The organism is Ruegeria arenilitoris (assembly GCF_013030985.1).
In the GTDB taxonomy this organism is placed as follows: Bacteria; Pseudomonadota; Alphaproteobacteria; order Rhodobacterales; family Rhodobacteraceae; genus Ruegeria; species Ruegeria arenilitoris_B.
This window is the reverse complement of record NZ_WPYP01000004.1, coordinates 1-21528: the sequence shown is the minus strand read 5'-3', so window position 1 is coordinate 21528 and position 21528 is coordinate 1. Positions and strand designations below refer to the sequence as shown.

Sequence of the window (21528 nt, the reverse complement as noted above, 5' to 3'; positions counted from 1 at the left end):
ATCGATCCTGTGACGTTTTTGGTGCATTTACTGTCGATCTTCCGTGTCATTTTGCACAAAACCTGACACAGCGGAGATTTCAGGATGGTTGATCTTCCCAGCAAGGCCCGAGTGGTCATCATCGGCGGCGGCGTCATCGGATGCTCGGTCGCGTATCACCTGACCAAGAAGGGCTGGAACGATGTTGTCCTGCTGGAGCGTAAACAGCTGACCAGCGGTACCACGTGGCACGCGGCGGGTCTGATCGCACAGCTGCGCGCAACGGCGAACATGACCAAGCTGGCGAAATACAGTCAGGAGCTTTATGGCGCGCTTGAGGAAGAGACAGGTGTTGCCACCGGGTTCAAACGCTGTGGCTCGATCACAGTTGCCCTGACCGATGAGCGCAAGGAAGAGATCTATCGTCAGGCCGCGATGGCCCGCGCCTTTGGGGTTGAGGTCGAAGAAATCTCGAACGAGCGTGTGGCCGAACTGTATCCGCATCTGAACATCGAAGACGTCAAAGGCGCAGTGTACCTGCCGCTGGACGGGCAGGGCGATCCGGCTAACATTGCGCTGGCGCTGGCCAAAGGTGCGCGTCAGCGTGGCGGTATCGTCAAGGAGCGCGTGAAGGTCACCGATATCGTCAAGCAAGGCCGCAAGGTGACCGGTGTGGATTGGGTTGCCGATGACGGCAGCGCCTCGGGTCATATCGAATGCGACATGGTGGTGAACTGTGCCGGAATGTGGGGTCACGAGGTCGGCAAAATGGCGGGCGTAAATGTCCCGCTGCACGCGTGCGAACACTTCTACATCGTGACCGAAGGCATCGACGGTCTGACCCAATTGCCGGTGCTGCGTGTTCCGGATGAGTGCGCCTATTACAAAGAAGACGCGGGCAAAATCCTTCTGGGCGCATTTGAACCTAATGCCAAACCCTGGGGCATGGGTGGTATTCCGGACACCTTTGAGTTTGACCAACTACCCGAGGATTTCGACCACTTCGAGCCGATCCTCGAAGCGGCCTGCAACCGGATGCCGATGCTGGCTGAGGCCGGCATTCACACCTTCTTCAACGGCCCCGAGTCCTTTACGCCCGACGACGCCTATCATCTGGGTCTGGCGCCCGAGATGGACAACGTCTGGGTCGCAGCCGGCTTCAACTCGATTGGTATCCAGTCTGCCGGTGGCGCAGGCATGGCCTTGGCCGAATGGATGGACAGCGGTGAGAAACCGTTTGATCTGGGCGACGTGGATATCGGCCGGATGCAACCGTTTCAGGGCAACAAGAAATACCTGTTCGAACGGTCCAAGGAAACGCTGGGTCTGCTCTATGCCGACCACTACCCTTACCGCCAGAAGGCGACTGCACGAGGTGTGCGCCGCACGCCGTTCCACCACCACCTGCTGGAACAGGGTGCTGTCATGGGCGAGATCGCCGGTTGGGAGCGCGCCAACTGGTTTGCCACTGAAGGGCAGGAGCGCGAATACCAATACAGCTGGAAGCGCCAGAACTGGTTCGAAAACTCGGCGGCCGAACACCGTGCTGTGCGCGAAAATGTCGGCATGTACGACATGTCGTCCTTCGGCAAGATTCGTGTCGAAGGACCCGATGCCGAGACGTTCATGAACTATATCGGCGGTGGCGATTACTCAGTGCCCAATGGCAAGATCGTCTACACTCAGTTTCTGAACCGTACCGGCGGGATCGAGGCGGATGTGACCGTTACCCGCCTGACCGAGACATCATATCTGGTGGTGACACCGGCCGCGACGCGTCTGGCTGATCAGACCTGGATGATGCGCCATGCGGGCAACTTTAACGTGGTCATCACTGACGTAACAGCGGGCGAAGGCGTTCTTGCGATCATGGGGCCCAATGCGCGCGCGCTGCTTGAAAAGGTATCGCCAAACGACTTCTCGAACGCGACCAACCCGTTCGGCACCGCGCAAGAGATCGAGATCGGCATGGGCCTCGCTCGTGCCCACCGCGTCACCTATGTGGGTGAGCTTGGGTGGGAGATCTATGTCTCGTCCGACATGGCGGGCCACGCGTTCGAAACGCTGCATGAGGCGGGGCAGGATATGGGGCTGAAGCTGTGCGGGATGCACATGATGGACAGCTGCCGGATCGAGAAGGGCTTCCGCCACTTTGGCCATGACATCACCTGCGAAGACCACGTGGTCGATGCGGGGCTGGGCTTTGCCGTCAAGGTCGACAAAGGCAGTGATTTCATTGGCCGTGAGGCGGTGATTGCACGCAAGGAAAGCGGACCCAAGAACCGCCTGGTTCAGTTCAAACTGACCGATGCCGAGCCGCTGCTGTTCCACAATGAGCCGATCATCCGGGATGGTGAATATGTCGGTTATCTGAGCTCGGGCAACTATGGCCACACGTTGGGCGGCGCCATCGGTCTGGGCTACGTGCCGTGCGAGGGTGAAAAGGCGGCGGATGTACTGGCCTCGACTTATGAGATCGACGTCTGCGGTGTGAAGGTCAAAGCCGAGGCATCGTTGAAGCCGATGTACGACCCGAAATCCGAGCGGGTGAAAGTATAATCAAATTGTCGGGGCGCTGTGGCGCCCCGGCTCTTTTCTTGGGGTTGCCGGTGGCAACCGCGACGTATCAGAATTTCTGATGGCCTGCTTCACAGTTTTCGCAGTTCCCAAGGCGGTCTGGTTTGCCGTAGACAAGCCCGATATCAGTCGGAGACTCGCCGTGGCAGATACCCCCATACCACCGAACAGAGAAGACACGCCGAAAGGGCTGGCGCTGGCCGTGACGGCTTATGTCCTGTGGGGCTTTCTGCCGCTTTACATGAAGGCGATGTCTCATGTGGGACCAATCGAACTCGTGTCGCACCGCGTCATCTGGTCAGTTCCGGTGGCGGGTCTGCTGCTGGTGGCCTTGGGGCGCACGCGGGACTTGAAAGCGGCATTGGCGAACCCGAAGATGTTGGGGATGGCTTGCATAACGGCCGCGCTGATCTCGGTGAACTGGGCGATTTATGTGTGGGCGATTGCCAATGACCGGGCATTGGACGCAGCGCTGGGCTATTATATCAACCCGCTCTTCAGTATCGCTCTGGGCGCGGTTCTGTTGCGTGAGCCTTTGACGAAAATCCAACTTGCTGCAGTGGCAATTGCCGCGCTGGGCGTGCTGGTTTTGGTGGTCGAGGCAGGCAGCCTGCCGTGGCCTGCGCTGGGTCTGATGGTCAGCTGGGGGTTCTACGCGTTTTTCAAGCGGTCGTTGCCGATTGGTCCAAATCAGGGGTTCCTGCTTGAGGTTCTGATTCTGCTGATCCCGGCACTGATGTATGTGACGTGGCTAGGCGTGCAGGGCACTGGGCATTTCGGTGTGGGGGCAACTGACACCATGCTGCTGGCTTGCGCAGGCGTTGTGACGGCGGTGCCGCTGCTGGTTTATGCCAACGGGGCGAAACTGGTGCGGCTGTCGACCATGGGTATCCTGCAATATATCGCGCCGACCATGATTTTCATTACGGCCATCACCGTGTTCGGTGAACAGATCGACCGGGGGCGCATGATCGCATTCCCACTGATCTGGACGGCGCTGATTGTCTATTCGATTCCGATGATCCGGCAGATGCGGGCTCAGGCCTGACGCAAAAGGCGGGCGGCCTCTTCGGCCCAGAGGGCATAGGTTTTCGGGCTGGGGTGATAGCCGTCCGGCGCGGCCAGCGCAGGGTCTTCGGGCAGATTCAGTTGAAGATGCTTTACCTGTGGAAAGCGGGCCGCGACCTGCTGCAAGCCGCGATCCAGCCGTGCGGCCTGACGCCCCAGAACCCAGGCCAGCGGCTGCGGCAGGGCCGGGAACAGGTGCATCTGCGGCACGGCCGTGACCACCAGCCGCCGCACGCCCAGAGGACCGGTCAAAAGCTCCAGCAATTGGGTCTGGCGCTCAGTGAACTGCTGACGCGTCACGCCACGGGTCACGTCATTCACGCCGAGCGCAGTGACGGCCATATCGAATTGGCCGCTCAAGCCGCGCAGTCGGTCAATCGTGTCCTGTGTTGTGTGCCCGGTCGTGGCCTCAAGTCGCCATTCGACCGTATAGTGCTTGGCAAGCCGGGCCACGAGGTAGCCTGACAGCGCTTGCGCCTGCGTTCCCGCGCCGACCCCTGCGGCGGAACTGTCGCCTGCGATCAGAAGACGCCGCCGTGGCCCTCTCCCCATGCGCCCTTCGCGCGGGCCGATGGGTTCCGGCAGCATTTGGGCGTTGCGGCGCACCGACAGGCCTTGGGCTGCCAGAACTGGCAGCAATGGCACACGCAACAGCTGATCGGCAGCGATAGGCATGGTCAGCCGAGCGCGTTCTTGTATTCGAGGAACCGCGGGTCGGTCATGACGCGGGCCATCATCGCTTCGCGCAGGGCGCCGATGGTTTTATAGGGGCGCATGACGACTTCGAATTCCTGAATCAGCCCGTCATCGTTTAGCGTGATCAGATCGACACCCACAGCGTCCAGATCGCCGACCTTGCATTGGAACTCCAGCGCCCAGTCCTTGCCCTCACCCATCACGCGGCGATAGCGGAAATCCGAAAAAACTTGCCCCACATGGCCCAGCACAGCCGCCACCGGTTCGCGCCCGGTCCAGGTGCTGTAATAGGTAGGTGGGGAAAAGCGCACATCCTCGGCCAGCAATTCGTGGATCAGGCTCTCATCGCCTTTGGCGACCACCTCCTGCATATGTTTGATCGTGGGGTGCATGGGTTCTCCTTCCGCTTTGGGGGCAGAGTTGCTGAACCGTTCCGTTCAGGCAAGCCCGACGTTGCGGGAGGTCGCGCGCTGCGATAGGCAGGCGCGCATGAGCGAGACCTATGATCCCCCGAAGACCCCTCTGGACGTGTTGTATGAGGACGCGCAACTGATTGTGGTGAATAAACCCTCGGGACTGTTGTCAGTGCCGGGACGGGGAGAGCATCTGGCCGATTGCCTGCTGACCCGGGTGCAGGCGGCCTTTCCGCAGGCGCTGCTGGTGCACCGGCTGGACCGGGATACGTCCGGTGTCATGGTCTTTGCCCAGACCCCCCATGCGCAGCGCCATCTGAGTATGCAGTTCGAGAACCGCCAGACACGCAAGACCTATATTGCCCGTGTCTGGGGCAAGGTCGCGCCGAGAGCCGGAACCGTGGATCTGCCGCTGATCGTGGACTGGCCCAACCGTCCGCGCCAGATGGTGTGTCACGAGACGGGCAAGCCCGCCGTCACCGACTGGCGAGTTGTGAAGCACGAGGGTGAAACGACCCGCATGCGCCTGTTCCCGAAAACGGGGCGGTCGCATCAGTTGCGGGTGCATATGCAGGCGCTGGGCCACCCGATCCTGGGTGACCCGTTCTATGCTGAGGGCGCAGCGCGGGATTTCCCGCGCCTGATGCTGCATTCCGAGGAATTGCGCCTGAAGAACCCCGAAGGTGGGGTGTCCATGAAGTTCCGCGCCAAGGCGGAATTCTGACCCTCAGGCGCTACTCGTCCACAGCATCTTCAGGTTACCCAGCTAAAATCGCCAGCGGCGTTTGCGCGGGGCGCAGGGGTGGCGGGCGGCCATGATTTCGCGCTCGATCTCAAAGCTGCGCAGGGTGTGATCCTGCGCCCAAGGGCCCAGTTTCAGGGTCATCATCACGTGATTGTCGAGGCTTGGCATCGGTGCTCTCCTTCTCATCTGACGCCAAGCTTCACCCATCACTCCTGACAGGGCTTTGTCAGGGGGGTTTCTTCCTTTGTCAGCATCATCCAAAACCTTGGTAAATCATTGTTAATATTGGATATCACGACGCTTCGATTGGGGGTCATCCCGCGTTCAAGGAAACCCCAGTTGGCCACTGAAGACTATTGAGCCGGAAAATGGACCAACTCGATGCAAGCCCAAGAACTCTCAACACCTGAAGCTGAGGGCACGATCTGCCAGATAGCCCTCAAAATCGCATCCAACGAGTTTTGGCCGTCAGTCACAGCTCGATTTCCGCCAATTGTTTCCCCACTTTCAAAGTGTCTGGACCCCTGATTTGGGACCACTGAACTGACGTTTTTCTATTAGCGTTTCTGGCACGGGTGAACGCATGTTGAGTGCCTCAAGCCGCTTCTTCTTCATTCCGTGGTCCACCGTATTCGTTGAGCCGATTGGAGTATGTCGTTTTGAGATTTTGTTTGAATCCACCTGCCTCACGGGGCAACCCGACTTGTTTTCTGGCATCGCAGGAGGTTCAGGAGGTGCCCAATTATTTGACCGGCTGGGTGCTGCGATGATGCCTGCTCCGATCAACAGAAGGATTTTGAGTGTATTTGTAATAAATTTTATCATTTTGCTTACCAAGTCGTTACCGCCCGAAAATTCGGTTAACCACCTGATAAGAAACAAACCTTAAGCCAGCGTATAAAGATCGAGCGAACTCTGTAGCCAACGGTTGGTCACAGGTGCCCCCGGGTACTTTTCACAAGGAAAACAGACCAAAACTTGCGCCACTGGCAGAAATCTCTCGGGAAAATCTATTGATGCTAATGGTTTGAATCTCCTGACACCACGCTGTCAGGGGGGTGTGCTAAAGTGTCAGCAGATGAACCGGAGAAACCCATGCGCCGTTCCACTCGCCTGTTCGAAATCATCCAGATTCTGCGCTCTGCCGAAGCGCCGGTGACGGCTGAAATGCTGGCCGAAAAACTCGAAGTGTCAGCGCGCACGGTCTACCGCGATATCGCGGCTCTGCAGGCGCAACGCACCCCTATTGAGGGTGAGGCCGGTGTCGGGTATCTGATGCGGCGCGGCTATGACCTGCCGCCGCTGAATTTTGATCCCGAAGAGGTCGAGGCGCTGTGGGTCGGCCTGTCGATGCTTGCGCGCACCGGGGACAGCACGTTGCAACAGGCCGCCGACCGGGTGTGCCGCAAGATCGAAGCGCTGCGCGAGCCCGCCGACTGGTTGCAGGTGGCCCCGTGGGGTGCCCCGATGGATGATCCCGAAAAAGGCTGCGTTCCGGTGGTGAACTACCGCGAAGCGATCCGGGATGAGCGCAAAATCCGTATCACCTATGTGAACGCCGAAGGCGAACGGACTGACCGGATCGTCCGCCCAGTGGCGCTGATCTATCACATCGAATGCACCCTGCTGGCCGCCTGGTGCGAACTGCGCAACGGGTTCCGCCATTTCCGCACCGACCGTATCTGGGCCTGTGAGATGATCGAGGATCACTTTTGCGGGCAGGGCGAACCTCTGCGGGCGCTGTGGCAGGAGCAGAACCGTTGGGATACCTCGGCACAGGCGTCCTAAGTGGCAGGTATTTGCCGATTTCACCGGATTGTTGCTTGAGAACACCTGCAAGCGGCGTGATAAACTGCACCAAATAAAACGCGCCCGGTAAACGGGTGCCGGAGCAGAAGGTGATATCATGACGATTTCCAAATTTGTACTGTCCGCCGGGCTGTGCTCGGCCTTGTTTCTGGGGGCTTGCACGGATCCCGCGACGCTGAACCTGCCAGCGGATCCCAGTCAGAACGCCAAACAGGGCGCGCTTCTGGGTGGTCTGGTCGGGGCTGGTGTCGGTGCGATCGCCAATAACTCGAACCCGGGTCTGGGCGCATTGGCCGGGGCTGCGGTGGGTGCCGCCGGTGGCGGTCTGATCGGCAATCAGCTGGACCGTCAAGCGGCCGAGCTGCGTCAGCAACTGGCCAATCAGGGCATCACCGTCACCAATGCGGGCGACCGTCTGATTGTCACCGTTCCGAATGATATCTCCTTTGATACCGACAGCGCGACCGTGCGTCCGGCGCTGCGCGCCGATCTGGTGCGGGTGGGTCAGAACCTGACGCGGTATCCCAATTCGAGCGTCCAGGTCGTTGGCCATACCGACAGCGATGGCGAGGCGTCCTATAATCAGGCCCTGTCCGAACGCCGCGCCCGGTCGGTGGCGGATATCCTGCAAGCCAATGGTGTTAGCAGCGCACGGATCAGCACGGTCGGCCTGGGTGAGAACCGACCCGCCGCGTCGAACCTGACGCCCGAGGGCAAGGCCCGCAACCGCCGGGTCGATATCGAGATCATCCCGAACGGTAGCGTTTAATGCGAGGGGGCACCTGCAGGTGCCCCTTTTTGCACATTGACTGCGCGTCAACTGGGCTTTGGCGCGTGCGGCCTTTGGGCTAGCTATTGGGAAACACCATGACGGAGTTCCCCGATGTCCGAACCGATCCTGCTGAGCCTCTCCGGCTCGTTGCGCCAAAATGCCACCAACCGCAAACTGCTGCGCGAGGCGGCGCGGCTGTTCAACCCCGGCACCCATATCGAAGCCGATCTGAACCTGCCGCTTTATGACGGTGATCTGGAAGATGGCGAAGGCATTCCGCAGGCGGTCCAGACGCTGGCCGATCAGATCGCGCAAGCCCATGCGGTGATCATTTCCACACCGGAATACAACAAGGGCCCATCGGGTGTTCTGAAAAACGCGCTGGACTGGGTCAGCCGGACCGAGGGCCGCCCATGGGCCGATAAACCGGTTGCCGTGATGTCGGCCGCCGCCGGGCGTGCGGGCGGGGAACGGGCGCAGATGGTGTTGCGCAGCTATATGGTGCCGTTCCAGCCGCGCATCCTGCAGGGGCCGGAAATCCATCTGGCCGACAGTTCGAACGAGTTTGACGAGCAGGGGAAACTGTCCAGCGACCGCTATGAAAGCAGTTTGCGGGTGCTGATGGAGAAATTGCGGGCCGAGGCGGGATTCTGAACTACTCCAGAAGCAGTTTCTTTGGGTCGGGTATCACTCAAGCCGCTTCCGCATCGTAAGCGAGGTTGTTCGATCATAACCGGGGTGGGTTGTCTCTCTGGTTACCGCGAATCCCAGACGTGCGAAGGTCGCATGATTTTCAACAAGTTCAATTCGGGTTTGCAATTCCAAGGCCCGAAACCCTTTGGCACGGGCCCGTCGTTCGGCCACTTCCACCAGACGTCGGGCCAGCCCCTGACCACGTTTGTTTTGGGCAACGGCGAGTTTGCTCAGATACAGGCAGTCCGGCTTGGGCGTCAGAAAGACGACTGCATCGGGCCGGTCTCCTATCCCCCAAATCTCACCGTCACGCGCCTGACGTTGAAGCTCTTCCATGGTCAGGCGATGCATTGAGGAGGGCGGGTCGATGCGGCCCTCCATATAGGCAAAAGTCTCGCGGATCAGGTGCAAGACCTCTGTCAGGCGCGCGCTGTCTGGCATCAGGCGTATAGGAGTTTTATCGGTGTTCACAAAGACGCCTCGGGCCGAAAATCCTCGGGGATCGAATCGCGCCCGTCCAGCATCAGATCGGTCATGACCTCGGCCACTTTCGGGGCCATGCCGAAACCGATCTTGAAGCCACCATTGGCAATGAACTGCCCTTGATGCAAAGGATGTGCACCCAGCATCGGGGCGCGGCTTTTGCTGCGGGGGCGGACCCCGGCCCACCGTTCGATCACCTCGGCACCGTGCAGCAAAGGCACCGCCCGTGTGGCGCGCTCCAGCACGTCGTCCAGCGCGGCATCCGTGCTGGATGGGTCGTCATAGTCGCGTTCCGAGGTCGATCCGATCGCCAACGTGCCATCTGCATGGGGTACGATGTGGATTGCATCTGCGAACAGTTGCGGCACTTCACCCGCATCAAAGCGCAGCAACGCGGCCTGTCCCTTGACGCCATTGCCGACGGTTTTGCCAAAGGCCTGGTTCAACTCCTGCAACCCAGCCAGACCGGTGGCATGGACGATCTGACCCTGGTCCGGCGCTTCCGCCACCACGTCCACTCCCATCACTGCCAACGCCGAAACCAGTGCGGCACAGGCGCGACGGGGGTGCATCCGGGCGCTCAGCGTGTCGTGGATAACGAAACCGGTCGGGCTGGGCGGGCACCATGAGCCGAGTGATTTGGCCTCGACCACTCGCCATTCGGCGCGGTCCTGCCATAGTTCGGCAGCGGTGATCGCGCGGGCATGGGCAAGCTCCAGCGTGCGGGCGTCAGCAATGGGCTGCAACCGGCCCAGACGCGCATATCCGGGGGAAACACCGCCGGTCGCCTCGACCTGTTTCCAGAACGGCTCGGCCATGATCAGGCTGTCGAACTGAAAGGCCTTCTTGGCGTTCCAATTCTCGGGCACATGAGGGGCCAACGCACCGACCAACCCGCTGCTGGAGCCTGAGCCGGCACCAAACGGATCGACGACCTGAACCTTGGCGCCGCGCCGGGCGCAGGTCCAGGCGATGGACAGGCCAAAGATACCCGCACCGCGCACCGTTACATCGACCATTGCCATTCCCCTTTTCCTTGTTCAGTGTCGCGCCGCTTAGCTACAGGATTCCCCGATGGCAGACCAGCGCGCTGAACTGACATGGACCGAGGATCAGATTCCGGTCTCGGACCGTTTCGACGATCCGTATTTCTCGTTGCAAAACGGGCTGGAAGAGACGCGGCATGTGTTCCTGGCGGGCAACGACCTGCCTGCACGGTTCGCGCCGGGGTTCCGCATTGCCGAACTGGGGTTCGGCACCGGTCTGAACATGCTGACCGTTTGGTCCGAGTGGGAGAAGGCGGGCCAAACCACCCCCCTGACCTTCACCAGTTTCGAAGCCTTCCCTATGGTGCCCGAGGACATGGCCCGCGCCCTGGCGGCCTTCCCCGAGCTTGCGCCTTGGGCCGACCGCTTTCTGGCCCGGTGGGAGGGCGGCTCTTGCGATCTGGGCACCCTGCATCTTGAGGTGATCGAAGGCGATGCGCGTCAGACATTGCCTTCATGGGCTGGCGAGGCCGATGCCTGGTTCCTGGACGGTTTTTCCCCCGCCAAGAACCCCGAACTTTGGGGGGCGGACCTGATGCAGAAGGTGGCCGCCCACACGGCCAGGGGCGGCACGGCGGCGACCTATACCGCCGCCGGCTTCGTGCGGCGTGGGCTGGAGGAAGCAGGGTTCACCGTCACTCGCACCCCCGGATATGGCCGCAAGCGCCATATGACCCGGGCGATCCGGGTATGACACAGCAGAACAACACCCGTGCGGGTATTGCGCTGATGATCGCGGCGACGGTTGTGTTTGCGCTGCAGGACGGGATCTCGCGCCATCTGGCGGGGACCTATAACACCTACATGGTCGTGATGATCCGCTATTGGTTCTTTGCCGCCTTCGTGATCGCGCTGGCCGCGCGCGCGCCCGGAGGGTTAAGCGCCGCGACCCAGACCAGCCAATTGGGTTTGCAGGTGTTCCGAGGAGTTCTTCTGGCGGCCGAGATTTGCGTCGCCGTTTACGCCTTTACCGTGCTGGGTCTGATCGACAGCATGGCGGTGTTTATCTGTTACCCATTGCTGGTCGCGGCACTCAGCGGGCCGGTTCTGGGCGAAGCGGTCGGCTGGCGGCGCTGGGTGGCGATCGGCGTGGGTTGCGTCGGCGTTCTGATCATCCTGCAACCGGGTGTGGGTGTGTTCAACCCATGGGCCATTATCCCGCTGATTTCCGCGTTTTTGTTCGCGCTCTATGGGTTGCTGACCCGCTATGCGGCCCGCAAGGATAGCGCCGCCACCAGCTTCTTCTGGACCGGGGTGGCCGGGGCCGTCGCGATGACGCTGGTGGGGATGTGGTTCTGGGAGCCGATGGCGCGCGCGGATTGGGCGTGGATGGCGGTGCTCTGCGTCAGTGGCGTTCTGGGGCACTGGCTGCTGATCAAATGCTATGAAATGGCCGAGGCCAGCGCGGTTCAGCCCTTTGCCTATTTCCATCTGGTCTGGACGGCCATCATAGGCATTTCCGTCTTTGGTGAGGCGTTGCGGCCCGCGGTTATCCTCGGGGCCGCATTGGTTGTGGCTGCGGGCCTGTTCACCCTATGGCGCGAACGAAGCCAGGGTTGAGCCAACCAACTCCTGCGAGAAGGGAACCGGCAGCGCGGGCTGACCCAGCCGCGCGCGATAGACCGGCAGGCTTTCCGCCACCCGCATCACGTAATTACGGGTTTCGCTAAAGGGGATCGTCTCGATCCAGTCGACCACGTCAATCTCACCGGCGCGGGGGTCGCCATAGCGCTCCATCCACGAGATCGGACGCCGCGGCCCGGCGTTATAGCCTGCGGCCATCATCACCACGTTGCCGTTGAAATCCGCGGCCAGTCCGGACAGGTAATTTGCACCCAGCTTGGCGTTGTACTGCCAGTCCGAGGTCAGTTTCAGCGTCTTGTGCCCACTGAGGATGCCCAGCTCCTTGGCCACCAGCTTGGCCGTGGCGGGCATCACCTGCATCAAACCGCGTGCGCCTGCACCGCTGACCACCACCGGGTCGAACTCGCTTTCGCGGCGGGCGATGGCCAGCGTCATCTCTTTGGCCATGGGCAGGCCCATATCGGCCACCGGGTGCACCGGGTAATAGGCGGCGGGCAGCACGACACCGGTTTTGGCGGCGCGTTTGGCAATCATCACCGCCAGATGCGGTTCCTTCAGTTCGATCACCAGATCGCCCAGTTGCGTGGCCTGCACCTGATCAAGCTCTTCGACCAGATGGGTCAGGAAGCGTTCAGACAGATTGTTTTCACCTGCGCGCAGCAGCAACAGCCCGGCCTCCAATACACTGGAATCGGCGAACTCGGCCTGTTTCCAATGCGGGGCCCGGCGCGGGTTGGCCAACTCACTGTCGAAGGGTCGTCCGATCCTCTCGGCTGCCAAAAGGCCATAGAACGACGTCTGATAGTCCGCGCCCATCGCATAGGCGTCATAAGCTTTGTCGGCATCCCCCTGCGCTGCATGAGCCCGGCCCAGCCAATAGCCGCCGCGCCCTTTCGAGATCGGCGATTCCACCGCGCCCGAGAAGTTCTGGAAATGCCGCACCGCCGTGGCGGGGTCATTCAGCTTGCGCAGCGCAAGGAACCCGGCCAGCCATTCCAGATCCGCGTAGGCGTAGCCCATCTCGGGCGTCATGTGGTGGTTGGCGGCGATCTGGTAGGCACGGCTGGCATCGCCATTGCGCATTTCAAGCCGCGCCAGACGGCGGCGGCCTTCGCCCCACTTGTCCGGCTCACCCAGCGCATCCGGCCCGGTCGACCGGGCCAGCATCAGATCGATCGCGCTGTCGTCCAGTTCCTTCTTGTCGCGCCAGACAAACCGGTCAAAGGCCAGCCCCGGAGATCCGGTCAGCGATTCCGGGACAGCAGCAACTTTGTTGTCCACACCGGGTTGGCGTTTTTGCAGGGCAATCCGTGCCTCGGCCAGCTTGCGCTGATCGGCGCTGACCAAGGGCAGCATCTGACCGGCGCTGACAAGGTGCCCATCCCACAGCATCCGGTCCAGCCGGGCGGCGTGATGGGGTTTCAGCAGCTTGCCGAAATTCTCAAGGTAATCCTTTTGCAGTCCGGACCCCATCGGCATGGTGCGCCACGCGGCCACGATATCGGCCTCGGCATCTCCCGGACGTCCTTTTGCCTTCAACGCGACGGCATAGTTCAGCGCACCTTCTGCCGTTTGCGGCGGGTGGCCGGCATAGAATTTCAACACACGGTCGGGTTCGGCGCCGGTGAAGGCGGGTTCGCTTTTGCGTCGCAGCCATGCCAGCCCGGGCCAGTCCGGACGGCGGTCCAGAAACACCAACACATCGCCCGAGCTGCCAAAGCCCTGGCGTAACCAGTGCCAGACGATGATATCGCGGCTGACCGACCCTCGGTTGCCCGACACACGCAGGGCCGCATTCCAGTCGCCCTTGTGCATCTCAGACATCCCTGCGCGCAGATCGCCCACGTCGTCGGCCCGCGCTTGCCCGATTGGCCCCAGAATCACCGCTATCAAAAGTGCCAGAACGCGTGTCATGCCTTGCATTTCCCAACCAACCAAGGATACAGCCACTCAGGATAAACCTTGCGCCGCCGGGATCAACTCACATCGCGACGATTGTGATGGCCCGAGGTGCAAAAACTGCTAACCGCACACCAAGGAGCGTGTCATGTTCAAAGGCTCAATGCCAGCCCTCGTCACCCCGTTCACAAACGGCGAGTTGGACCTGAAGACACTCAAACACTTGGTGGAATGGCAGATTCAGGAAGGCTCGACCGGGCTGGTTCCCGTGGGCACCACCGGTGAAAGCCCGACGCTCAGCCATGAAGAGCACGAAACCGTGGTGGAAGAGGTTGTCAAAGCCTCTGCCGGTCGTGTGCCGGTGATCGCGGGCGCGGGCTCGAACAACACGGTCGAAGCGATCCGCTTCGTGCGATTCGCAGAACGGATCGGCGCGGACGCGGCGCTGGTTGTGACACCCTATTACAACAAGCCCACGCAAAAGGGCCTGATCGCGCATTTCCGCGCGCTGCATGACTGCGCCGATATTCCGATCATCATCTACAACATCCCCGGCCGGTCGGTCATCGACATGACCCCCGCAACGATGGGAGAGCTGGCCAAGCTGCCGCGCATTGTGGGCGTCAAGGATGCCACCGGTGATCTTGCCCGCGTCAGCCAGCAGCGCGCCTCCTGTGGGTCCGACTTCTGCCAACTGTCGGGTGAGGACGCCACGGCGCTGGGCTTCAACGCACATGGCGGCGTCGGCTGCATCTCGGTCACCGCAAACGTCGCGCCGAAGCTATGTGCCGAATTCCAGCAGGCGACGCTGGCGGGCGATTATGCCAAGGCGCTGGCGTATCAGGACCGCCTGATGCCTCTGCACGAAGCGATCTTCATCGAGCCGGGTCTGGTGGGCGCAAAATACGCGCTCAGCAAGCTGGGCCTGTGCAGTGAAGAGGTACGCTCGCCGCTGACACCGCTGGAAGACAGCACAAAGGCCGCCATCGACGCTGCTATGGCTCATGCCGGTCTGATCTGACTTTAAAGATTATCAAATTTAATGGGCGGCCTCTGATCTCAGATTGCCGCCCATTTTCGTTTGAGGCTACTTTTCAACGCTTGCCGTAATACAGCCCGACCACGTGTTCGGCCTGCGCAAAGAACAGCCAGCGAGACACCACGGCGCCGGTCAGATGCGACAGCACGGCCAGCAGGGCAAAGATATGTTTGATCGCAACGCCCGAAACCGGGATCAGGATCAGCAGCAAGGGCAGCACAAAGGCCAGACCAAAGGAAATCACCCGCAATTTCTGCGCATGTTTGCGCCCAACCACGTGGACGAATTCGCGCAGCAGATAGTTGGTGCCCGTATGCGGCGGTTCGAATGCGCGGACGGCGCCTCGGTCGCCAAGCCCTGTGGCGGTGCCCAAGTTGGTGCCGGACCGGGCAAACGCACCGTCGCCCTTGGCCCAATAGGCAAGCTGCACCGCCCCTGCGAGGACCAGCAGCCACGGGGCCAGGGCCTCGGCGCCAGCCAACAGCGCACCGCCTGCCAGGCTGAACGACAGGAACATTGCCGGTGTCAGGTTCATGTTCCAGCGTGGGACGGTCTTGAGCTGGGTGTAGATCATCGAGGTGGTAAATACGGTGGCCAGGCTGAGCAGCGCTCCGACCCACCCCAATACAGCCCAGTGGCTGCCCATAAACACGGCGCCAAGCGCATATAGCCCCATGACGATCAGGGCAGTGACCGCACACCAGCCTTCGCGGCTGAGCCAGCTCGACCGCCATTGACTGAACGCTTTCCAGGCTCGCTCGGGATGTCCCAGGTGGAAGGTCGAGGCCAGCAGGCCGCCCACCGCCAGTGCATAGGCGATGGCATAGAACACAAAGGCGACGAAACCGGTCACCGCGGGTTGGCCTAGTCCAAGGAAAAACAGCAAGCCGAAGCCCAGCCCGGAACAGGTTGTGAAGATGATGACAGATGGGGCCGGATGCATCAGAGCTTCTCCAGAGTTTTGTCGAGCCAGCCCAGGAACCCTTTGGGCTCTTCGGCGACCGGGGCAAGCAGGGGTGCCAGAATGTCGATCTGGTCCTCGATCTGATCCTTGGGCCGTGGCGGCAGGTATTTGTTGACGGGTTTGGTGCCCATTTCCGGCATCAGGTCCATGCCCTCGCGCTCGGCCACCAATTTGCTGACATTGCTGTTCGGATCGCCAAGATCACCGAAATGACGTGCGCCGGCGGGGCAAGTGCGAACGCAGGAGGGCACGCGGTCCACCTCGGGCAGGTTCTCGTTATAGATACGGTCAACACAAAGGGTGCATTTCTTCATCACGCCCTCGGCCACGTCCAGCTCGCGCGCGCCGTAAGGGCACGACCATGCGCACAGGCCGCAGCCGATGCAGTCGCTTTCGTTGACCAGCACGATGCCGTCCTCGACCCGCTTGTAGCTGGCCCCGGTGGGGCAGACGGTGACGCAGGGCGCGTCCTCACAGTGCAGGCAGGATTTGGGGAAGTGGATCAGCTGGGCGTGGCCTTCGGCGGGCTGAACTTCGTAGGAGTGGACCCTGTTCAGGAAGGTGCCTGAGGGGTTCGCGCCATACGCGTCCTGATCCGACAGGGGTGCGCCGTAATTCTCGGTGTTCCAGCCTTTGCAAGAGATCACGCAGGCATGACAGCCGACACAGGTATCCAGGTCGATGACCAGACCCATCTTGCGCTCGGTGGATTGGGGGAGTTGGGTCATTTGCCTACCTTCCAAGCCAAGTCTTTAGGGCCGGTTCCGACCGGCGACTTAATCGGGCCAAACTCGGGTTGGCTTTCGGCGTCATTCGGGGGATCGGCTTTTTCGATTTTCACCTTGAGGTCGAACCATGCGGCCTGCCCGGTGATCGGGTCCGAATTTGCCCAGCGTTGCCCGTCGCCTTTTGGCGGCAGCAGTTCGTGAATCAGGTGGTTCAATAAGAAGCCCTTGGTCGCCTCCGGCGCGTCCTCTTGCAGCGCCCAGGCACCTTTGCGTTTGCCGATGGCGTTCCATGTCCAGACGGTGTTGTCGTTCAGCGCGGCCATCTCCATCACCGGGACGGTGATTTCCCCGTGCGGGGAGCTGACTTTGGCCCAGTCTCCGTCCTGCAGCCCGTGTTCGCGCATCAATTTGGTCGGCACATAGAGCGGGTTGCGGCCGTGCAACTGCCGCAGCCATGCGTTCTGGGTACCCCAGCTGTGATACATCGCCATCGGGCGTTGGGTCAGGGCGTTGACAGTGAAACCCTCATTGCCTTGCTGATCGGTTTCATACCAGATCGGCAGCGGGTCCATGGTGTCCTTGATGCGCTGGCGCAGGCGCTCGGGCGGCTGGCGGTCGCCGTGGCCTTCTGCGGCCAGCTGGAACTTGCGCATCGGCTCGGAGTAGAGCTGGAACAGGTAAGGTTGCGGGCTGTCATAGATGCCCATTCCCACGGCCCAGTCCTGATAGGCCGCGTTCCACGGCTTGTAGTAGTCCGCGCCTTCGGGGATATGCGCGACGTAGAAGCCGCCGTTTTCGATATAGCGGTTCAGCTGGTCGGGGTTGACCTCTCCGCGCCCTTCCTTGTCACCATTTTCGCCCCGGAACCCGGCCAGCGGGCCGATGCCCGGCTTGCGTTCATGGTTGACGATGTAGTCGGCGTAGTCCTTCCACTTCGGCGTGCCGTCTTCGTTGGTGAAGCCCGGCAGGTTCATGCGGTTGGCCAGTTCGATCAGCACCGACTGGAACCCACGCACATCGCGGTCGGGTTCGACCACCGGCCAGCGGATCGCGTCGGCGGCGGCGTCGGCCTCGCAGATCGGGCGATCCAGCAGAGAGATGCAGTCGTGCCGTTCCAAATAGGTGGTGTCGGGCAGGACCAGGTCGGCATAGGCCACCATTTCCGAGGAATAGGCATCGGAATAGATGATGCGCGGGATGGTATACTTGCCATCCTCATTGCGGGCGGTCAGCATCTCCATCACACCCTTGGTGTTCATGGACGAGTTCCACGACATGTTCGCCATGTACATGAACAGCGTGTCGATCTTGTAAGGATCGCCGGCGGCGGCGTTCGAGATCACCATATGCATCAGCCCGTGGGCCGACATCGGGTTTTCCCATGTGAACGCCTTGTCGATGCGCTGTGGCGTGCCGCAATCGTCGATCAGCAGGTCTTCGGGGCCACGCACAAATCCCAGGTGCGGACCTTCCAGCGGGCGTCCGGGCCGGCGGTCACCGTGCGGGCTGGGATGTGCCTCGACCGGTTTGGGATAGGGTGGTTTGAAGCGGAAACCGCCGGGGACCTCGACCGTGCCCAGCAGGATTTGCAGCACGTGAAGGGCGCGGCAGGTCTGGAACCCGTTGGCATGGGCCGAGATGCCGCGCATGGCATGGAAGCTGACCGGGCGGCCGATCATTTTCGAGTGCGTCTCACCCCGGAAGTCGGTCCATTCGTGGTCCAGCTCGATGGCCTCGTCAAAGGCGACGCGGGCGATTTCGGTGGCGATGGCGCGGATACGGCTGGCGGGGATGCCGCAGCGCTCGGCAATGGCCTCGGGCGCGTGGTCGTCGGACAGGTATTTCTCGGCCATCAGGTGAAAGACCGGGCGATGGGTGACGCCGTCTTTTTCGTAGGTGGCCGACAGGTCCGGGCGGACCCCGGGTTTGTCAAATGCGGTGGGCTTACCCGTGACGCGGTCGATCACCAGCGGCTTGCCGTCGGCATCGCGCAGGAACAGGCCCTTCTCAGGCCCCTCGGTGGCATTCACCAGAACCGGCGCGTTGGTGTAGCGGCTGAGGTAATCCAGGTCGATCTTGCCCGCCTTCATCAGCACATGGATCAGCGACAGGATGAACAGCCCATCGGTGCCGGGTGTGATCCCGACCCAATCATCCGCCACCGCGTTATAGCCGGAACGGATCGGGTTCACCCCGATCACCCGCGCGCCGCGCGCCTTGATCTTGCCTAGACCCATCTTGATCGGGTTGCTGTCATGGTCCTCGGCCACGCCGAACAGCATGAACAGCTTGGTGTGCTCCCAATCGGGTTGGCCGAACTCCCAGAAGGCTCCGCCCATTGTGTAGATGCCGCCCGCCGCCATGTTGACCGAGCAGAACCCGCCATGGGCCGCATAGTTTGGCGTGCCGAAATTCTGTGCCCAGAAAGAGGTGAAGCTCTGGCTCTGGTCGCGACCGGTGAAGAAGGCCAGCTTCTGCGGTGCGGTCTCGTGCAGCTCGTTCAGCCAGCCGACTGCGGTGCTGATCGCCTCATCCCACTCGATCTCACGGAATTCCCCCGATCCACGCGGCCCGACCCGGCGCAGGGGTTTGCGCAGGCGCGACGGCGCGTTGACCTGCATGATCCCTGCCGACCCCTTGGCGCAAAGAACGCCCTTGTTCACCGGGTGATCGCGGTTGCCCTCGATATAGGCGACCTTGCCGTCCTTCATATGCACGTTGATGCCACAGCGACAGGCGCACATGTAACAGGTGGTGCGCCGGACCTCGTCCGAGACTTTGGGGCTGGTGTCGATCTTCGGTTGCTGGATGGTCATCTGGCGTCCTTCTGTCGGGGCAGCGTATCAGGTCAGGAATGTTATTCCGGCGAGGATAACTCCTGCAATGAAAAGAGTTTCTACGACGATCAGGGCGATTGCGGCGCCGCCGACCGACAGGATCTGTTTCAGGTTGGTCTTCATACCGACCGCCGCGATGGCGATCAGCAGCAGCCAGCGGGATGTCTGGCTCAGCAGGTCCGAGATGACCGGCGGGATCAGGCCGAATGAACTGGCCGCGGCCAGAACCAGAAAGCCCATGACAAAGCCGGGCAGGATCGGTGGGCGCTTGCCCGCCTCGTCCATGTCAGTGACGCCACGGATGATCAGCGACGCGACCAGAACCACCGGGGCCAGCATCGCCACGCGGAACAGTTTCACCAATGTTGCGGTGTCGCCGGTCTGTTCCGAGATTGAGAATCCCGCACCAACCACCTGCGCCACGTCGTGGATCGTACCGCCCAGGAACACGCCGCCTGCCACGTCGCTCATGCCTAGCATGCGCACCAGAATGGGATAGGCGATCATCGCGATGGTTGACAGGACGGTGACACCCAGAACAGTAAAGATCAGCCGTTCCTCGGAGCGCTCGTCCTTGGGCAGGATGGCGCTGATCGCCATCGCCGCCGAGGCGCCGCATATCGCGACCGATCCCGCGGTCAGAAAGGCAAAGCGCCATTTGTGGCCAAAGAAACGCGCGATCAGCAGGCCAAAGGCAATCGTGGCCAGCACGCCGCCAACGACCAGGGCGATCAGGTCCCAACCCAACCCCATCATCAGCGTCATCGATACCCGCACACCCAACAGCGCCACGCCCAGACGCAGCAGAGATTTCGCGGCAAAGCCGATGCCGGGGACGGTTTTGCCCTCTTCCCCCAGAAAACTGAGCGCGATGCCCAGCAACAGCGCCATCAGCATGGCTGGCGTCGCATAGTGCTCGGACAGGAACTTGGCCGTTGCGGCAACGGTCATCGCCACCAGCACGCCGGGAAACAGGGTGCGGATCTTCTGTGCGGCGTTTGCACCAAAAAGAGACGTAAGTTCGGTCTTTGCCAGCATCTGCCCGACATGCCTTCTGGAAAAAATTGCGGTACCGGCGGGATTGTCGCCAGGGTTCTTCGGTGGCCGGGTCAATACGTCTCCGGCTTGGGCTCGATGTGTTGAGCCTGCACGGCCGTCACGGCGATCATGTGCAGAATGTCTTCGGACGAACAGCCGCGCGACAGGTCGTTTGCCGGTTTGGCCAGCCCCTGCAGAACCGGGCCGATCGCCTCGACCCCGCCGATGCGCTGCGCGATCTTGTATCCCAGATTGCCCGCATTCAGGCTGGGAAAGACAAAGACATTCGCCTCACCCTTGAGAGGCGAATCCTTGGCTTTCTTGGCCGCGACCTCGGGTACGAAGGCCGCATCGAATTGCAGCTCACCGTCGATCAGCAAGGTCGGATCCTTTTCGCGTGCAATACGCGTGGCCTCGACGACCTTGGAAACTTTGGCATGTTCGGCGCTGCCGGAGGTGGAAAAGGACAGCATCGCCACCCGCGCGGTTTCGCCAGTCAGGGTTTCATAGGACGCGGCCGAGGCGCGGGCGATCTCGGCCATTTCCTGTGCGTCCGGGTCAACAACCAGACCGCAATCGGCAAAGATATGTGCGCCTTTGACCTCATGATGGTCCTTGCAGAACAGCATCAGGAAAAAGCTTGAGACCATCGCCGCATCCGGGGCCGTGCCGATGATCTGCAGCGCAGCGCGCACGGTGTCGGATGTGGTTTCGACCGCGCCGCCGACAGTGCCGTCGGCGAAGCCCTGCTGTACCAGCAAGGCGGCATAGGTCAAACGGTTCTTGATCTGCTGCTGCGCCTTATCAAGGGTCATACCTCGATGCTTGCGCCGTTCGTACAGCGCCTGCGTCAGTTCCGGTGTCAGTGCGGAATCAACAGGATCGTGGATTTCGATCCGCTCGGGGTCGTAGCCCTCATGGGTCTCCAGCAGGGCCGAAACCTCGGCCTTGCTGCCAATCAGAATGATCCGCGCGACGTTCTCTTTCACGGCCATGACCGCACCTTCGACCACACGGGGATCATCGCCCTCGGCCAGGGCGATGATCTTGTCGGAGGCACTGGCCGTCCCGAGAATGGCGCGCAGAGGCTTCACGCGGATTAAACCCCTGCCTGAGGTGTCATGTCGTCGGCGCTGATGCCGGCGACTGCGACGGGCT

Annotated in this window: 20 protein-coding genes; 9 read left to right on the top strand and 11 right to left on the bottom strand. The window is 61.4% G+C overall.

The genetic code is table 11. The annotated features are described in order from the left end of the window. The first annotated feature begins 84 nt into the window (after window positions 1-84). Entirely contained in the window at window positions 85-2538 is a 2454-nt protein-coding gene (locus tag GOX88_RS09820) for a GcvT family protein (protein ID WP_170400992.1), read from the top strand. A 160-nt stretch (window positions 2539-2698) separates the two neighbouring features. Beyond that, window positions 2699-3604, top strand: a complete 906-nt coding sequence (rarD, locus tag GOX88_RS09815; protein WP_367647816.1) for an EamA family transporter RarD — start codon at window positions 2699-2701, stop codon at window positions 3602-3604. On the opposite strand, the gene GOX88_RS09810 is transcribed toward rarD, so the two are convergent. Together GOX88_RS09810 and GOX88_RS09805 are read right to left on the bottom strand one after the other, a co-directional pair. After that, window positions 3595-4299, bottom strand: coding sequence for an SGNH/GDSL hydrolase family protein (locus GOX88_RS09810; protein ID WP_254436276.1), 705 nt, complete (start codon window positions 4297-4299; stop codon window positions 3595-3597). The genes rarD and GOX88_RS09810 overlap by 10 nt on opposite strands. Window positions 4300-4301: 2 nt before the next feature. After that, entirely contained in the window at window positions 4302-4712 is a 411-nt protein-coding gene (locus GOX88_RS09805; RefSeq protein ID WP_170400990.1) for a nuclear transport factor 2 family protein, read from the bottom strand. A 97-nt stretch (window positions 4713-4809) separates the two neighbouring features. On the opposite strand from GOX88_RS09805, the gene GOX88_RS09800 reads away from it, so the two are divergent. Then, a complete protein-coding gene (locus GOX88_RS09800) occupies window positions 4810-5457 on the top strand; it encodes an RluA family pseudouridine synthase (protein ID WP_170400989.1) in 648 nt (215 codons plus the stop codon). A gap of 42 nt (window positions 5458-5499) precedes the next feature. Here the strand turns inward: GOX88_RS09800 and GOX88_RS09795 are convergent, their stop codons facing one another. Next, window positions 5500-5646 (bottom strand): hypothetical protein, encoded by a 147-nt coding sequence (locus GOX88_RS09795; RefSeq protein ID WP_170400988.1) that lies wholly within the window; start codon window positions 5644-5646, stop codon window positions 5500-5502. Window positions 5647-6573: 927 nt separating this feature from the next. Here GOX88_RS09795 and GOX88_RS09790 point away from each other — a divergent pair. The 3 genes from GOX88_RS09790 (at window position 6574) to GOX88_RS09780 (ending at window position 8713) form a co-directional block, all read left to right on the top strand. Further along, on the top strand, window positions 6574-7266 hold the full coding sequence (locus tag GOX88_RS09790; RefSeq protein ID WP_170400987.1) for a helix-turn-helix transcriptional regulator: 693 nt from the start codon (window positions 6574-6576) through the stop codon (window positions 7264-7266). Between the two features lie 118 nt (window positions 7267-7384). Continuing rightward, a complete protein-coding gene (locus GOX88_RS09785; protein ID WP_170400986.1) occupies window positions 7385-8056 on the top strand; it encodes an OmpA family protein in 672 nt (223 codons plus the stop codon). A 114-nt stretch (window positions 8057-8170) separates the two neighbouring features. Next, complete coding sequence (locus tag GOX88_RS09780) at window positions 8171-8713, top strand: NADPH-dependent FMN reductase (protein ID WP_170400985.1); 543 nt, start codon at window positions 8171-8173, stop codon at window positions 8711-8713. Window positions 8714-8746: 33 nt separating this feature from the next. Here the strand turns inward: GOX88_RS09780 and GOX88_RS09775 are convergent, their stop codons facing one another. Both GOX88_RS09775 and GOX88_RS09770 read right to left on the bottom strand, forming a co-directional pair. After that, window positions 8747-9193, bottom strand: a complete 447-nt coding sequence (locus tag GOX88_RS09775) for a GNAT family N-acetyltransferase (RefSeq protein ID WP_170400984.1) — start codon at window positions 9191-9193, stop codon at window positions 8747-8749. A 26-nt stretch (window positions 9194-9219) separates the two neighbouring features. Next, window positions 9220-10260: an NAD(P)/FAD-dependent oxidoreductase gene (locus GOX88_RS09770; RefSeq protein WP_170400983.1), complete on the bottom strand. Its 1041-nt coding sequence runs from the start codon at window positions 10258-10260 to the stop codon at window positions 9220-9222. A gap of 49 nt (window positions 10261-10309) precedes the next feature. On the opposite strand from GOX88_RS09770, the gene mnmD reads away from it, so the two are divergent. Next, entirely contained in the window at window positions 10310-10975 is a 666-nt protein-coding gene (gene mnmD, locus GOX88_RS09765) for a tRNA (5-methylaminomethyl-2-thiouridine)(34)-methyltransferase MnmD (RefSeq protein WP_170400982.1), read from the top strand. Next, window positions 10972-11841, top strand: a complete 870-nt coding sequence (locus GOX88_RS09760; RefSeq protein WP_170400981.1) for a DMT family transporter — start codon at window positions 10972-10974, stop codon at window positions 11839-11841. Before mnmD ends, GOX88_RS09760 begins: the two co-directional genes overlap by 4 nt. Here the strand turns inward: GOX88_RS09760 and GOX88_RS09755 are convergent. Next, the gene (locus tag GOX88_RS09755) at window positions 11815-13779 is read right to left on the bottom strand and encodes a lytic transglycosylase domain-containing protein (RefSeq protein ID WP_170400980.1); all 1965 of its coding nucleotides are present in this window, start codon (window positions 13777-13779) and stop codon (window positions 11815-11817) included. The genes GOX88_RS09760 and GOX88_RS09755 overlap by 27 nt on opposite strands. Before the next feature lie 133 nt (window positions 13780-13912). Here GOX88_RS09755 and dapA point away from each other — a divergent pair, with 133 nt between their 5' ends. Beyond that, entirely contained in the window at window positions 13913-14785 is an 873-nt protein-coding gene (gene dapA, locus GOX88_RS09750; RefSeq protein WP_170400979.1) for a 4-hydroxy-tetrahydrodipicolinate synthase, read from the top strand. Window positions 14786-14858: 73 nt separating this feature from the next. Here the strand turns inward: dapA and GOX88_RS09745 are convergent, their stop codons facing one another. The 5 genes from GOX88_RS09745 to pta all read right to left on the bottom strand — a co-directional run bounded on the left by GOX88_RS09745 (window position 14859) and on the right by pta (window position 21464). Next, window positions 14859-15746 (bottom strand): dimethyl sulfoxide reductase anchor subunit family protein, encoded by an 888-nt coding sequence (locus GOX88_RS09745; protein ID WP_170400978.1) that lies wholly within the window; start codon window positions 15744-15746, stop codon window positions 14859-14861. Beyond that, window positions 15746-16495: a 4Fe-4S dicluster domain-containing protein gene (locus GOX88_RS09740; RefSeq protein WP_170400977.1), complete on the bottom strand. Its 750-nt coding sequence runs from the start codon at window positions 16493-16495 to the stop codon at window positions 15746-15748. The genes GOX88_RS09745 and GOX88_RS09740 overlap by 1 nt, the downstream gene beginning before the upstream one ends. Beyond that, complete coding sequence (locus tag GOX88_RS09735; protein WP_170400976.1) at window positions 16492-19311, bottom strand: molybdopterin oxidoreductase family protein; 2820 nt, start codon at window positions 19309-19311, stop codon at window positions 16492-16494. The genes GOX88_RS09740 and GOX88_RS09735 overlap by 4 nt, the downstream gene beginning before the upstream one ends. Window positions 19312-19338: 27 nt before the next feature. After that, window positions 19339-20370: a YeiH family protein gene (locus tag GOX88_RS09730; RefSeq protein ID WP_170400975.1), complete on the bottom strand. Its 1032-nt coding sequence runs from the start codon at window positions 20368-20370 to the stop codon at window positions 19339-19341. A gap of 71 nt (window positions 20371-20441) precedes the next feature. After that, window positions 20442-21464 carry a phosphate acetyltransferase gene (gene pta / locus GOX88_RS09725; protein ID WP_170400974.1) on the bottom strand — a complete coding sequence of 341 codons (1023 nt, stop codon included), beginning with the start codon at window positions 21462-21464 and terminating at the stop codon, window positions 20442-20444. Window positions 21465-21528 lie beyond the last annotated feature (64 nt).

Coding starts and splice junctions, on each gene's coding strand:
- GOX88_RS09740 (WP_170400977.1), bottom strand. CDS start 16,495: ATGACCCAACTCCCCCAATCCACCGAGCGCAAGATGGGTCTGGTCATC.
- GOX88_RS09755 (WP_170400980.1), bottom strand. CDS start 13,779: ATGACACGCGTTCTGGCACTTTTGATAGCGGTGATTCTGGGGCCAATC.
- GOX88_RS09790 (WP_170400987.1), top strand. CDS start 6,574: ATGCGCCGTTCCACTCGCCTGTTCGAAATCATCCAGATTCTGCGCTCT.
- GOX88_RS09770 (WP_170400983.1), bottom strand. CDS start 10,260: ATGGCAATGGTCGATGTAACGGTGCGCGGTGCGGGTATCTTTGGCCTG.
- GOX88_RS09775 (WP_170400984.1), bottom strand. CDS start 9,193: ATGCCAGACAGCGCGCGCCTGACAGAGGTCTTGCACCTGATCCGCGAG.
- GOX88_RS09820 (WP_170400992.1), top strand. CDS start 85: ATGGTTGATCTTCCCAGCAAGGCCCGAGTGGTCATCATCGGCGGCGGC.
- GOX88_RS09760 (WP_170400981.1), top strand. CDS start 10,972: ATGACACAGCAGAACAACACCCGTGCGGGTATTGCGCTGATGATCGCG.
- GOX88_RS09745 (WP_170400978.1), bottom strand. CDS start 15,746: ATGCATCCGGCCCCATCTGTCATCATCTTCACAACCTGTTCCGGGCTG.
- GOX88_RS09800 (WP_170400989.1), top strand. CDS start 4,810: ATGAGCGAGACCTATGATCCCCCGAAGACCCCTCTGGACGTGTTGTAT.
- GOX88_RS09735 (WP_170400976.1), bottom strand. CDS start 19,311: ATGACCATCCAGCAACCGAAGATCGACACCAGCCCCAAAGTCTCGGAC.
- GOX88_RS09730 (WP_170400975.1), bottom strand. CDS start 20,370: ATGCTGGCAAAGACCGAACTTACGTCTCTTTTTGGTGCAAACGCCGCA.
- GOX88_RS09795 (WP_170400988.1), bottom strand. CDS start 5,646: ATGCCAAGCCTCGACAATCACGTGATGATGACCCTGAAACTGGGCCCT.
- dapA (WP_170400979.1), top strand. CDS start 13,913: ATGTTCAAAGGCTCAATGCCAGCCCTCGTCACCCCGTTCACAAACGGC.
- GOX88_RS09785 (WP_170400986.1), top strand. CDS start 7,385: ATGACGATTTCCAAATTTGTACTGTCCGCCGGGCTGTGCTCGGCCTTG.
- mnmD (WP_170400982.1), top strand. CDS start 10,310: ATGGCAGACCAGCGCGCTGAACTGACATGGACCGAGGATCAGATTCCG.
- GOX88_RS09810 (WP_254436276.1), bottom strand. CDS start 4,299: ATGCCTATCGCTGCCGATCAGCTGTTGCGTGTGCCATTGCTGCCAGTT.
- GOX88_RS09780 (WP_170400985.1), top strand. CDS start 8,171: ATGTCCGAACCGATCCTGCTGAGCCTCTCCGGCTCGTTGCGCCAAAAT.
- GOX88_RS09805 (WP_170400990.1), bottom strand. CDS start 4,712: ATGCACCCCACGATCAAACATATGCAGGAGGTGGTCGCCAAAGGCGAT.